The organism is Rhizobium sp. G187 (genome assembly GCF_051549525.1).
In the GTDB taxonomy this organism is placed as follows: Bacteria; Pseudomonadota; Alphaproteobacteria; order Rhizobiales; family Rhizobiaceae; genus Allorhizobium.
Map to the genome: position 1 here is coordinate 779118 of NZ_JBPUGM010000001.1, position 11881 is coordinate 790998.

An 11881-nucleotide genomic window follows, 5' to 3' on the forward strand; every position below is an offset into this window, starting at 1 on the left:
CGCCCCGCGTGCCTTATCCAGCGATGTAGGCCTTGATGTGCTCGGCCTCCGCTTCGACTTCGCGAATGCGGGACTTCACCACGTCACCAATCGAAATGATGCCCGAAAGCTTGCCGTCACTCTCGACAGGTACGTGCCTGAAACGCCGCGACGACATTATCTCCATCAGCTCGTTGACCGTGGTTTCTTCCTTGCACCGGTAGACATTGGCCGTCATGTAGGCAGATACCGGTTCATCGAAGGCGTCCCGGCCGGTTGTGCCGATTGCCCGGACGACGTCGCGTTCGGTGAAGATGCCAACGATCCTGCTTTCCATTCCGACCACGACAACGGCACCGATCTTGTTCTCCTCAAGTGTACGGGCCGCTTCTCCGAGCGTGACGTTCGGGCCGATGGTCAAAACATTGCGGCCCTTCTGTTCGAGAATGCTCCTGGCAGATGCAGTCATTCTTTCCTCCATTTGAAGCGCTGATACGACCGGACACCCTCCTCATCCGTCGATCCCGCAGATGGTGCATCGAACCTTAAGAGAATGCAACATCTCTAAAATTCAGGGGAGAAACCTGGATTGACCTTTCTATCGAACAGAGCCAGACCGAAGAAGCCAAGAACAAACCCGCCGATATGGGCATCCCAGGCAATGGCAGCGGAGCCTTCTCCCATCAATGGGACGCCAACGGCAACCGCAACATTGCCGATAAACCAGACCAGGATGAACACCCGGACTGTCCTGTCCTTCAATGCAGAGACCACGCTCAGAAGCGGCACGCTTCGGCCAGTCCTTGCCGCGAGTTGGCGGTGCGCACCAAAGGCAAAGCGGCAAGCCGCCCCCATGAGCGCCGAGATGACAGCCGAGGCGCCGACCATCAGGGATGGTTCGCCCCAATTGACGACAAGATGCAGGGCCGCCCCTGCCGCAGCTGAAACCACCCACAAGAGAGTAAACCGGACGCCACCGATACGGCGTGCCACGGGGGTTCCGAAGGCGGCTAACCAAAGGCTGTTAAAGGCCAGATGCTCCCAGCCGCCATGCAGCAAGGAATAGGTGACGGGTGACCAAAGCCAGGCTAGCGACTGTTCATCAAGCGGATACAGATAGCGGATCGGGGAAAAGCCGAATTCAACCGAGATCCAGGTACTCATGTCGACTGGAAGAACAAGGGCCTGCAGACAGTAGATCGCAATGATCAATACAAGCGAGACGAGCACCGAGACAGGAAGATTGAAAACCGGCGGCTCGTCGCCTGAGGCGTGATGCGATCCGATAGTCCCTTCACTTGCGGGAATATCTTCGTCTCGGGCCTGCTGCATCACATATCCTCTATGTCTTTGTTTTATCTTATACAACACCCGTCGAAGGCAGTAGCCGACTGGACGCTGAAAGGTCACGAGACTGAAAACTGGCGGCGAAAGCAAACGTTATATTAACGGCTGCCGGATAAATCTTCCTCTCATAGCAAAAATAGACAGATAGTCGATGATGCAATCCTCGATGAGCAGCCAGCCCTCTACGATCCCCGCACCTCCCGGCGTTCAGCGGGCGTTTCAGCGCGTCTCCGTAAGCCTGCAGGGGCGGTTGATGCTGGCCAATTACGAGGAGTACGTCTGCAAGGTCGTAGACATGTCTCCGGGCGACGTCCGCTTTGCCTGCGCCGGTTGCCCGCGCGTCAATGAGCGTATCGTCGCCTATATCGACCATCTCGGACGTCTTGAAGGCACCGTCATCAAGATCATGGATGATGGCTTCGTCATCTCCATCAACGCGACACCGCGCAAACGCGAAAAGCTCGCAGCTCAGTTGACCTGGCTCGCCAACAAGCACGAACTTGGCCTGCCGGAAGACCGTCGCCACGATCGCCTGTCGCCGCGCCAGACGCGAACTGAACTGACGCTCGAGGACGGCAAAGCTTATCCATGCCGCCTGATCGACCTTTCGCTCTCTGGCGCAGCGGTCGACATTGATATTCGCCCACCCATCGGAACTGCTGTTCGGCTAGGGCAGAATATGCGCGGCCGGATCGTGCGCCACTTCCTCGAAGGCGTGGCTATCGAATTCCTGACGCTGCAATCACGCGACAGTCTCGCAGAATTCCTCTGACACAACTCCCCACCGCGAACACGGGCGCCTGCGACATCGCATGGCGCCCTTTTTGTTTGCGCAGACGCCCCCATCAGCCACATCGAGAATGATTAGAATTTTACACAATTTTTCGACAAATACAGATAAAATATAAAGTAAAATTTCCTCAAATACAAATCTGATATTATTCAACATTGCCGCGAAGTTACACTGAATGCCGGTGAATACTTTCGCGAGAGATCAAATCTTCTGTGTCATTGTCCTCCTCATCACAGGGAGATAAGCAATGACAACAAAGAAAATCCTGGGAAGTATCATTCTGGCATCGGCTCTGCTCGGCACCTCGGCTGCCGGCACGTTCGCGAACACTGCCAGCATGACCGTGGTCGGAAAAGCCAACCCACCCATCGGTCACTACGAATTCTGTCAGATCAACATGGCGGAATGCGCGCCCACCGGACGCGATGCAGGCGCCCATGCGTTGACCGAAACAGACTGGAAAACGATCCTTGAGGTCAACTACGACGTCAACAGCGCGATCACGCCACTGACGGATATGGAGATCTACGGTGTCGAGGAACGCTGGGCGTTTCCACGGACCGTTGGCGACTGTGAGGACTTTGCCCTCATGAAACGGAAGCTTCTGATCGACAAGGGCTTCGACCCTTCCAATCTTCTGATTACGGTCGTGTTGCAGCCGAGTGGAGAAGGACATGCCGTTCTGACCGTTCGGACAGATCACGGAGATTTCATACTCGACAACATGCGCAACAAGGTGCTGCTGTGGTCGGATACTGAATACACTTACCTGAAGCGCCAGTCGTCGTCGCATCCTGGCCGCTGGGTCAAGCTGCAGGACGGTCGCACAAGTTTCGTTGGCAGTGTGAATTCGAACTGAACCGACTGCAGAGCCTTTCCGCGACAAGATCTGCATCGCGGAAAGGCTCTTTCTTTTCTCCGAGCAATTTCGATCGCAATACCGATTCTTGTTTCTGCCGGAATTGCTCCAGAGCCCCTGGCACCGGTCTGTCCCCGCCTACCCGTCCCCCGACCGGCGCCATTGAGCCGGTCCCGGCCAATCCGGGACCGGCTCCTTTTTTTGCCACCAAGTCCATTAAGACGCCGTTAACCACAATCACAGAAGACTGCGGCTTGCAGGATGACAATTTCGCCTGTCGATTGGGGATCAAAGGCGGCAGACCATGGACATGATCGACCATCAGAAAGGCGAGCAGACGCCTCTTCTTTCAAACCGGTTCCTCATAATCGCAACATCCATCATCTGCCTGCTTGCTCTGGCGTCGATGGCGATCAGCATTGCCGGCAAGCTTTATGGCGACCAATTGTCTCTCGCCGGCCACTCGGAAAGCACCAGGGACGTTGTGGTCACCATCGGGAGAGATCGACTTCGGTTGACCGAGAATACGATGCGCTTTGAGAGCCAGCGGCATTCCGGCCTACATGAGCAAATAGATCTCTATCTCTCCTGGCCCAGCATGTCCGGCTTCACCCGCGAGACACGCACACTTTTCGAATCAAACCCCAGCCCTTCCCTGATTTTCCTGCAGATTTCCCAGAGCACCATGTCTCGCGACATGTCCGGCCGCCTGGATCCAATCTATCGCCAACTGCTGCAAGAGACAGAGCGCCCCGGCCCCGCAGGCCTGACCGGGCACAGCTTCAAACCTCGCTCTGGCTACGACGGAGAGAGCCTGTATACGGCAGAGAATGGGGAGTTCGGAAGCTATGCGGTGCGATGCCTTATCGAGACCGAAGCATCACAATCCTCCGGTGGAGATTGCCAGAGGGATATTCATGTCGGCCAGGACCTGACCGTCCTCTACCGCTTCCCCCGCTCACGACTGCCGGACTGGAAAGCCTTGGAAACGGCCATTCGGTCGTATGTTGAAAATCGCACCGTTGCGGCAAGTGCGGATCCCGCTCTCTAAAAGTGCCGGGAATTCGTCAATGGAACATTCATCATAAACCTCTTGGTAAGGCTAATTGCCTAGTGTGCCCACTGGTATCGGCGACGGCGTGCGCCAGAACGCAGTGTGAATTTTCAAAGAGTGTCGTGGTGCATAAAACTCCGGGAAGTCTCCTCTCAGTGATCGTTGGCCGTGTTTCGGTTGTGCTGGTCGCGGTCTTGATGTCTGGCGTCCTCGGCATCCAGTCGGCTCAGGCCAATCCGAAATACGCAGGCGTCGTGATCGATGCCAAAAGCGGCAAGGTCCTCTATAGCGAGGATGCCGATGCGCTGCGCTACCCGGCGTCGCTCACCAAGATGATGACCCTCTACATGGTGTTCGAAGCGCTGGACTCAGGTCGCATTACACTGAAGAGCAAGGTGCCATTCTCTGCCAATGCAGCGGGCGAGCCGCCGACCAAACTTGGCGTCGGCACGGGTCGTAGCATCACTGTCGAACAGGCAATTTACGCTCTTGTGACGCGCTCGGCCAATGACGCTGCAACGGCACTTGCCGAACTCATTGGCGGCTCGGAAACCCGTTTCGCACAGATGATGACGGCCAAGGCCCGCAGCCTCGGCATGACCAAGACAACCTATCGCAATGCGCATGGTTTGCCGAACACGGCGCAGATGACCACGGCACGCGACCAGGCGCGCCTCGGCATCGCCCTGCGCCAGCATTTCCCACAATATTACGGCGTCTTCTCCGCACGCAGCTTCAAGTTCGGCAAGCAAACGATCGCCAATCATAACCGCCTGCTCGGTCAGGTGCGCGGTGTGGACGGCATCAAGACAGGCTACACGCGAGCATCCGGCTACAATCTCGCCACTTCGGCAGAAGCCGATGGCCGCTCGATCGTTGCTGTCATTCTCGGTGCGCGTTCGGGCGCGAGCCGTAATGCACAGATGACGACCCTGGTGCAGCGTTATCTTCCACAGGCGTCTCGTGGCCGCGGCGGCAACCTGATTGTCAAGAACACCACGGTCGATGCTCCTGAAGACGCCGGTGCAGTAACGGCTTCTGTGGCGCCGGCGGCGTCAGGTTTTGCACTGCCAGAGACCGGCCCCGTTCCGGACGCACGCTTCACGGGTGTTCAAGCTTCAGCTTATGCGTCAAGCCCATCCGGCAACGCTGCATCTGCCGTCATCGAGAGTGTGCGGCCCCTCGCCCCGGTACCACAGCCGGCACCTGCCTATATGCCGGACCAAAGTGCTGTCGTGACCGACAGCATGCCGACCGGCACGATCGCCGCAGCAGCGCCCGCAGATGTTGATGCTGTCACGACCGCATCGACAAAACCGGCGAGCGGCTGGATCGTTCAGGTCGGCACGTCGCCCGATCAATCAATGGCCATGGATCTCCTGCGCAATGCACAGGCGAAAGGCGGAAAGGTATTGCGTTCCGCCACCCCCTTCACCGTTGCCTTCAACGGCGGTTCTCAGCCAGTCTACCGCGCCCGTTTCGGTGGATTTGACGATCAGCGCGAGGCTGTGAATGCTTGCAATGCGCTGAAGAAGAAGGGCATCGGCTGCTGGGCCGCTGCCCAATAATGGACTGACCCTCGATTTGTATTTGTGTACGAGGAATTCCGATGGCGACGAACGACTTCTCCCTTGATGCCGACAGGCCTCAGGACAATGCTGGAGCCAGATCACCTTCTGCTGGCCTGCATCCTCTTCACGAGGCTGCATTTCGCCTCGCCGACCTTGGTATTCGGCAAAAGCGGTCCAAGACCAAGGATCTGATCGCCTCCCTGCTCTGCCATGGCGCTAGAGCGTGGCGCTACTCGCAGCCGGACACGCATATTCATCTGCATGTGCCAGCCCAGAGCGGTCGTATCCCCGTGATCCTTCGGCTACGCTGACGGCTCCCCGATGCCGATCTACGCCCTTGGGGACAAGCGCCCGCAACTGCCTCCGGAAGGGCAATTCTGGATCGCACCGAGCGCGGATGTGATCGGCGACGTGCGACTTGGCATCAATGTCGGCGTCTGGTTCGGCGCGGTGCTGCGTGGCGACAACGATCCGATCACGATCGGTGCGGACACGAATATCCAGGATGGCGTCATGGTTCATGCCGATCCTGGCTATCCCACCGAGATCGGCCGAGGCTGCACGATCGGACACCACGCCATCATCCATGGCTGCAGCATCGGCGACAATTCCCTCATCGGCATGGGCGCTACCATTCTCAATGGGGCAAGGATCGGGCGAAACAGCCTCGTGGGCGCCAATGCCCTCGTGACCGAAGGCAAAATCTTTCCCGACAATTCTCTGATCGTGGGCTCCCCCGCGCGCGTCGTCCGTCCCCTGGACGAGGCCTCCGTCGCGCGGCTTAAGGCCTCGGCAGACGGCTATGTGCGCAACTGGCAGCGCTATGCGCAGGGTCTCGAAAGGCTCTGACGCCCTCCCACTTTCAATGGCAGGCCTTGCACTCGCCACGGATTTCGATGGTCGTTTTGCGCGGCTTGAACTGGCGGTGCTGCGTGACGTCAGCGAGGCGATGATCGACACTGTGGTCGTGAAACTCGGTCACTCCGCCGCATTTGTCGCAGATCATGAAGGCCACGATACCGTGGCTTGCGCAACCTTCGTGCGGATGGGCACAAGCGACAAAGGCATTCAGGCTTTCCAGCCTGTGCACCATCCCGAATTCCACCAATTTGTCGAGCGCACGGTAGACCTGCAGCGGCGCTCTGAACCCGTCATCCCGCAATTTGTCGAGCAGCGTGTAGGCCGAGAGCGGCGAATGCGCCTGTTGCAGCGCGCCGAAGACAAGGGCTTGGTTCTTTGTGAGGTCGGTCTTCATGATCCGGCTCCCTGATTGGCATCGACAGATTTAGCGCCCGGCCTTGGGACAAGGCTCAGCAGAAACAGGATCAATGCAGCGACCACGATAGAGGGTCCCGAAGGGGTGTCCTGCGTGAGAGAGCCAAAGAGGCCGAGGACAACGGCGACGGCACCGATGAGCGAGGCCATCACGGCCATGGCTTCAGGCGTCGTTGCAAAACGCCGGGCTGCGGCAGCCGGAATGATCAGCAGCGAGGTAATCAGAAGGATGCCGACGATCTTCATGGCAATCGCGATCACCAGCGCCATGAGCAACATGAAGACAAGCTTGGCGCGCTCGGGTTTCAGCCCTTCCGCCTCTGCCAGCTCCTGGTTCACAGTCGCTGCCAGAAGTGGCTTCCAGAGATAGGCGATCACACCCACCACCAGGACACCGCCGCCCCAGACGAAGGCGACATCGGCCATGCTGACCGCCAAGATATCGCCGAACAGAAAGCTGACGAGGTCGAAACGGACCCAGGACATGAAGGCAACCATCACGAGGCCAAGCGCCAGCGTGGCATGGCTGAGGATGCCAAGCAGGGCATCGGCGGAGAGCCCCTGTCGCTTCTGCAGGACAACGAGAACCAGCGACACAAAGGCTGCCACCAGAAATACGCTGAGCATCAGGTTGATCGAGAAAAACAGGGACAGGGCCACACCCAGCAGCGCCGAATGGGCCATGGTATCGCCGAAATAGGCCATGCGGCGCCAGATGACGAAACAGCCCAGCGGACCGGTCGTCAGCGCAAGACCGACACCGGCGAGAAGGGCGCGGACGAAGAAATCATCGAACATCGGTAACCTCGCGGCTGATCACAGACTCGCCGGTCTTTCCATTCACTTCATCATGCGAATGAGCGTGACCACTATCGTGATGATGATGATGATCGTGATGATCATGGTCGTGGTCATCATGGGGTTGGTCGTGGTGGTGACCGTCCTCAGGATGGCAGTGATCTGTCACGCTGCCATCGGCATGAAGGACACGACCGTCCGGCAGATGCGTGTGGTCGTGATCGTGGCTGTAGACGGCAAGCGTACCCGCCGCCTTGCCGCCGAAGAGGCGCATGTATTCGGGGCTCCGGCTGACGGCAGCCGGCGTGCCTCGGCAACAGACATGACCGTTCAGGCAGATGACCGTATCCGTTTCCGCCATGACCACATGGAGGTCGTGTGAGATCAGCAGGATGCCGCAACCGGTCTTGTTGCGGATCGACGTGATCAAGTCATAGAGCGCAATCTCGCCCGAGAAATCGACGCCTTGCACCGGCTCATCAAGCACGAGAATATCCGGCTTGCGGGCAATCGCACGCGCCAGCAATGCGCGCTGGAACTCGCCACCCGACAGATGCTGAACTTCTGCTGCGGCCAGATGCAGGATACCGACGGCATCAAGAGCAGCGTCAATGTCCGTAGCCGACAGGTTCTGGGTCAGGGTCATCAGACGACGGACAGTCAGAGGCATAGTCCAGTCGACAGCGAGCTTTTGTGGGACGTAGCCAACCTTGAGGTCAGGCTTGCGCCAAACCTTGCCTTCGCTCGCCGAAAAGATGCCGATCGCCATCTTCGCCGTGGTTGATTTGCCCGAGCCGTTCGGCCCGATCAACGTGACGATTTCACCCGGACGGACCGCAAGGTCGACGCCGCGGACAAGCCATCGACCATTGCGCGACACGCCTGCGCCGGCCAGACTAACGAGGGCTTGAGCGCCGCTCTTGTCGAAAACTGACATGACTTCCCAGAAATTCCCTGTTGCGCTCCCATATGCCACACGTTATAGCATAACGCAACATATGTAACTGTATTACATAACTTGCATTGGAGATGCAGATGCACGCCCTTCGCCTTGGTCTCGCCGCCTCGACCGCCGCCCTGTTTCTTGCGCCTGCGATCGCCGCAGCCGCGCCGCAGGTGGTCGTGTCGATCAAGCCGATCCACTCGCTGGTCGCCTCGATCATGAAAGGTGTCGGTGAGCCCTCTCTGATTGTCGAAGGTGCGGCCTCCGCACACACCTATACGCTCAAGCCATCGAACGCCCGGGCACTGGAGAACGCGGAGCTGGTGTTCTGGGTGGGGCCTGGTCTCGAAGCCTTTTTGACCAAACCTCTTGAAACACTGCCCGCCAAGGCAAAAATCGTCGACCTAGACGATGTAGATGGCCTCACTAAGCTCGCCTTCCGCGAAGGTGGAGCATTCGAAGCGCATGACCATGGCGAACATGGTGAGGGAGAAGCGCATGACGAGCACGGTCACGACTCTGCCGAGGCCGAGCATGCGCCCGAAGCTGAACCGGCCGAGGAGCATGGCCATGAAGAACACGAGCTTCACGGGGAGCATGAGCACGGCGGTACGGACATGCACCTCTGGCTAGATCCGGCCAATGCCAAAGCCATGGCTGGCGCCATTGCGAAGCACCTCGCAGCCGTCGATCCGGACAATGCTCCTACCTATGAGGCGAACGCACGAACGCTGGAGGCCGAAATCGATACGCTCGACGCCGAGATCAAGACAACGGTTGCTCCAGTCCTCGACAAGCCATTCGTCGTTTTCCACGACGCCTATCAGTATTTCGAAAAGCGCTACCAGGTCCGCGTCGCGGGTTCGATCACGGTGAGCCCCGAGACCATGCCGGGGGCGGAGCGGCTGTCAGAAATGCATGCAAAGATCAAGGAACTGAATGCGGCTTGCGTCTTCGCCGAACCGCAATTTGAACCTCGCTTGATCAAGGTTGTCACCGAGGGCACCAATGCCAAAACCGGCACGCTGGATCCGGAAGGCGGCGCACTGACGGAAGGACCAGAACTCTACGGCCAACTGATGCGCAATCTGGCGACCTCGATGGTCGATTGCCTCGGTCAATAAATGCAATCCATCAGACGCAGACAATGTCTGCGTCTGATCTCTATGCGACTGATATGATAGAGGATTGCCGCTACGCGCCCCGCCCCTTGCGAGCAATGAGTTCAAGCACGACATCCGCCCCTGCCTCACTTGCCGGTTTTTCTGTCGCCAGTTTCTGATGGACCTCATCGAACCCCGCCAGCATAGCAGTCCGTTGCAGGCTGTCCTGGGACAGCCGCTCCATCCAGCGGACCAGACTTGCCGCGCGCACCAGTTCGTTGAAATATTCCGGCACCACGACATAGTCCGCTATCAGGTTGGGCAAGGCGCCCGTCCAGACCTTGATGCGATTGGCCAGCATCCTGACGATCCAGTCTGCCTTGTAGGTCGAGACGACCGGAACATGGGCGAGTGCCAGTTCGAGGATGACCGTTCCGGATGCTGCCAGGGCGGCATCCGCCTGCCCGAACGCCTGCCATTTGGCCTCGTCACCCAGAACGATTTCCGGCTGGATCGACCAATCTCTGGTGAGCTCCCTGACACGCGCCTCCTGGCGCGGGACCGTTGGGAGGATAAGGCGCGGCACACTATTGCGGTTCGCAAAGGCTTCGACCGCCTCTCGGAAGATCGGAAGAAGCTGGGTGATTTCACTCGACCGCGACCCGGGCAGGAGAAGAAGCGTCGACCGTTCGCCGGCACTTTTAGCCGGGCGCGTCTTGCGCAATGCTCGAATGCGCAGGATCTCGGCATGGCTTGCCAGACGGTGGCCAACAAAATGGGTTGGCGGCCCGCCCAGACGCTGCATCACCTCCGGCTCGAAGGGTAGCACTGCCAAGACGGCATCGACATAGCCCAGCATCGCCTTGGCGCGGTATTCTTTCCATGCCCAGACGCTAGGGCAGACATATTTGACAACCGGCAAATCAGGCAGTGCCTGACGCACCTTTTTCGCCACCCTGTGGGTGAAATCAGGGCTGTCGACGATCAGAAGAAGATCTGGCTTTGCTTCGACAACTTTAGAAGCCGTCAACGAGATCAGGCCGAGCAATCGGGGCAGTTTGGACAGGACTTGCGTGAACCCCATGATCGAAAGTTCGGAATAATCGAACAGCGACCGCAATCCTTGCGCCTCGAGTGCCTCGCCACCCACGCCGACAAGCTCGATCGGGCCGGGATAACGGCGCTTCAGGGCCGCAATCAGGTCAGCGCCGAGCAGATCGCCGGACACTTCGCCGGCGACGACGGCGATCTTCAGCGGCTGGCGGTTCATGCTCCACTCTCCCCATTGCGCTCGATACCGACCACAAACAGGCCCGCATTGTTCGCAGCGCTGATCATCGCCTCCCTCTCGACCACCAGCGCCCTGCCCGCCTCCACGGCAATGCCTGCAAGCCCTGCAGCGATCGCGTTCTCGACCGTCGATACGCCAATGGTCGGCAGATCAACACGCAGATCCTGCTGCGGCTTGCAAAGCTTGACGAGCACGCCCTTGCGCCGCGCTGAAATCCTGCCTTCTGCGCGCAAGGCCGCCACTCGTCCAAGCATTGCATCCGTACCCTCGACACCTTCGAGAGCCACGATGCGACCACCGACAGAGACTGCGCCCTGCCCGACATCAAGACGTCCGAGCGCTTCGGCTGCATCTGCAGCACGGGCAATGTCGCGTTGGTCTTCTACCGAAGGCGCCGCTGTGCCAAGTGGACCGACGGTTGCTAGCAATCCCGGCAGGATTTCGTGGGCACCGAGCACGGTGCACCCTTGTGCCTCCAGCAGCGCGATTACCATCCGCAAAACGGCGTCATCGCCGCCGGATAAAAGCGTGCGCACGGCAGACGGCAGCTTCATCAACGAACGCAAGTTCGGCCTGATATCGCCAAAGGGCGGACGCCGCTTCACGGCGCCTGACATCACGATGCGCGTGATGCCGTGACCTGCAAGGTTGTGAGCAAGACCTTTGAGGTCTCCCACACCCAGCACTGTGTTGTCATAGCCATCAAACAGGCCGTCGGCCTCATTCTTCAGGCGGAAGATGAAAGGATCTTCTCCGGCTGCTCGGGCAGCCTCTGCAAGGTAAAGCGGTAGCTTACCGCTGCCCGCCACGATGCCGAGGCGTCCAGCCGGTGCCGAGTTCGGAGCGACCCCGGCCACCACCCCAGACC

14 protein-coding genes are annotated in these 11881 nt (G+C 58.9%); 7 read left to right on the forward strand and 7 right to left on the reverse strand.

Annotation, left to right across the window (positions count from 1 at the left end):
• Positions 1–13: 13 nt before the first annotated feature.
• Positions 14–448, reverse strand: a complete 435-nt coding sequence (locus ACSV9I_RS03670) for a CBS domain-containing protein (RefSeq protein WP_054158515.1) — start codon at positions 446–448, stop codon at positions 14–16.
• A 95-nt stretch (positions 449–543) separates the two neighbouring features.
• Complete coding sequence (locus tag ACSV9I_RS03675; protein ID WP_438327329.1) at positions 544–1311, reverse strand: rhomboid family intramembrane serine protease; 768 nt, start codon at positions 1309–1311, stop codon at positions 544–546.
• Positions 1312–1492: 181 nt separating this feature from the next.
• Here ACSV9I_RS03675 and ACSV9I_RS03680 point away from each other — a divergent pair, with 181 nt between their 5' ends.
• The 6 genes from ACSV9I_RS03680 (at position 1493) to ACSV9I_RS03705 (ending at position 6452) form a co-directional block, all read left to right on the forward strand.
• Positions 1493–2098 (forward strand): PilZ domain-containing protein, encoded by a 606-nt coding sequence (locus tag ACSV9I_RS03680; RefSeq protein ID WP_156318551.1) that lies wholly within the window; start codon positions 1493–1495, stop codon positions 2096–2098.
• Between the two features lie 268 nt (positions 2099–2366).
• Positions 2367–2978, forward strand: coding sequence for a transglutaminase-like cysteine peptidase (locus ACSV9I_RS03685; protein WP_438327331.1), 612 nt, complete (start codon positions 2367–2369; stop codon positions 2976–2978).
• Between the two features lie 304 nt (positions 2979–3282).
• Entirely contained in the window at positions 3283–4029 is a 747-nt protein-coding gene (locus ACSV9I_RS03690; protein ID WP_438327332.1) for a hypothetical protein, read from the forward strand.
• 161 nt (positions 4030–4190) lie between these two features.
• Complete coding sequence (locus ACSV9I_RS03695; protein WP_438327697.1) at positions 4191–5600, forward strand: serine hydrolase; 1410 nt, start codon at positions 4191–4193, stop codon at positions 5598–5600.
• 41 nt (positions 5601–5641) lie between these two features.
• Positions 5642–5914 (forward strand): hypothetical protein, encoded by a 273-nt coding sequence (locus tag ACSV9I_RS03700; protein ID WP_054158376.1) that lies wholly within the window; start codon positions 5642–5644, stop codon positions 5912–5914.
• Positions 5915–5924: 10 nt separating this feature from the next.
• Complete coding sequence (locus ACSV9I_RS03705; RefSeq protein ID WP_438327335.1) at positions 5925–6452, forward strand: gamma carbonic anhydrase family protein; 528 nt, start codon at positions 5925–5927, stop codon at positions 6450–6452.
• Between the two features lie 13 nt (positions 6453–6465).
• On the opposite strand, the gene ACSV9I_RS03710 is transcribed toward ACSV9I_RS03705, so the two are convergent.
• From ACSV9I_RS03710 to ACSV9I_RS03720, 3 genes are read right to left on the reverse strand one after another with little or no spacing between them, the layout of a single operon-like run.
• Positions 6466–6858 (reverse strand): Fur family transcriptional regulator, encoded by a 393-nt coding sequence (locus tag ACSV9I_RS03710; RefSeq protein WP_054158374.1) that lies wholly within the window; start codon positions 6856–6858, stop codon positions 6466–6468.
• Positions 6855–7676, reverse strand: a complete 822-nt coding sequence (locus ACSV9I_RS03715) for an iron chelate uptake ABC transporter family permease subunit (protein ID WP_054158373.1) — start codon at positions 7674–7676, stop codon at positions 6855–6857. Before ACSV9I_RS03715 ends, ACSV9I_RS03710 begins: the two co-directional genes overlap by 4 nt.
• Positions 7666–8613: an ATP-binding cassette domain-containing protein gene (locus ACSV9I_RS03720; protein WP_438327337.1), complete on the reverse strand. Its 948-nt coding sequence runs from the start codon at positions 8611–8613 to the stop codon at positions 7666–7668. The genes ACSV9I_RS03715 and ACSV9I_RS03720 overlap by 11 nt, the downstream gene beginning before the upstream one ends.
• A 98-nt stretch (positions 8614–8711) precedes the next feature.
• On the opposite strand from ACSV9I_RS03720, the gene znuA reads away from it, so the two are divergent.
• Positions 8712–9743 (forward strand): zinc ABC transporter substrate-binding protein ZnuA, encoded by a 1032-nt coding sequence (gene znuA, locus ACSV9I_RS03725; protein WP_438327339.1) that lies wholly within the window; start codon positions 8712–8714, stop codon positions 9741–9743.
• A 70-nt stretch (positions 9744–9813) separates the two neighbouring features.
• Here the strand turns inward: znuA and lpxB are convergent, their stop codons facing one another.
• Both lpxB and ACSV9I_RS03735 read right to left on the reverse strand, forming a co-directional pair.
• Complete coding sequence (gene lpxB, locus ACSV9I_RS03730; RefSeq protein ID WP_438327341.1) at positions 9814–10992, reverse strand: lipid-A-disaccharide synthase; 1179 nt, start codon at positions 10990–10992, stop codon at positions 9814–9816.
• The gene (locus ACSV9I_RS03735; protein ID WP_438327343.1) at positions 10989–11870 is read right to left on the reverse strand and encodes an LpxI family protein; all 882 of its coding nucleotides are present in this window, start codon (positions 11868–11870) and stop codon (positions 10989–10991) included. The genes lpxB and ACSV9I_RS03735 overlap by 4 nt, the downstream gene beginning before the upstream one ends.
• Between the last annotated feature and the right edge of the window lie 11 nt (positions 11871–11881).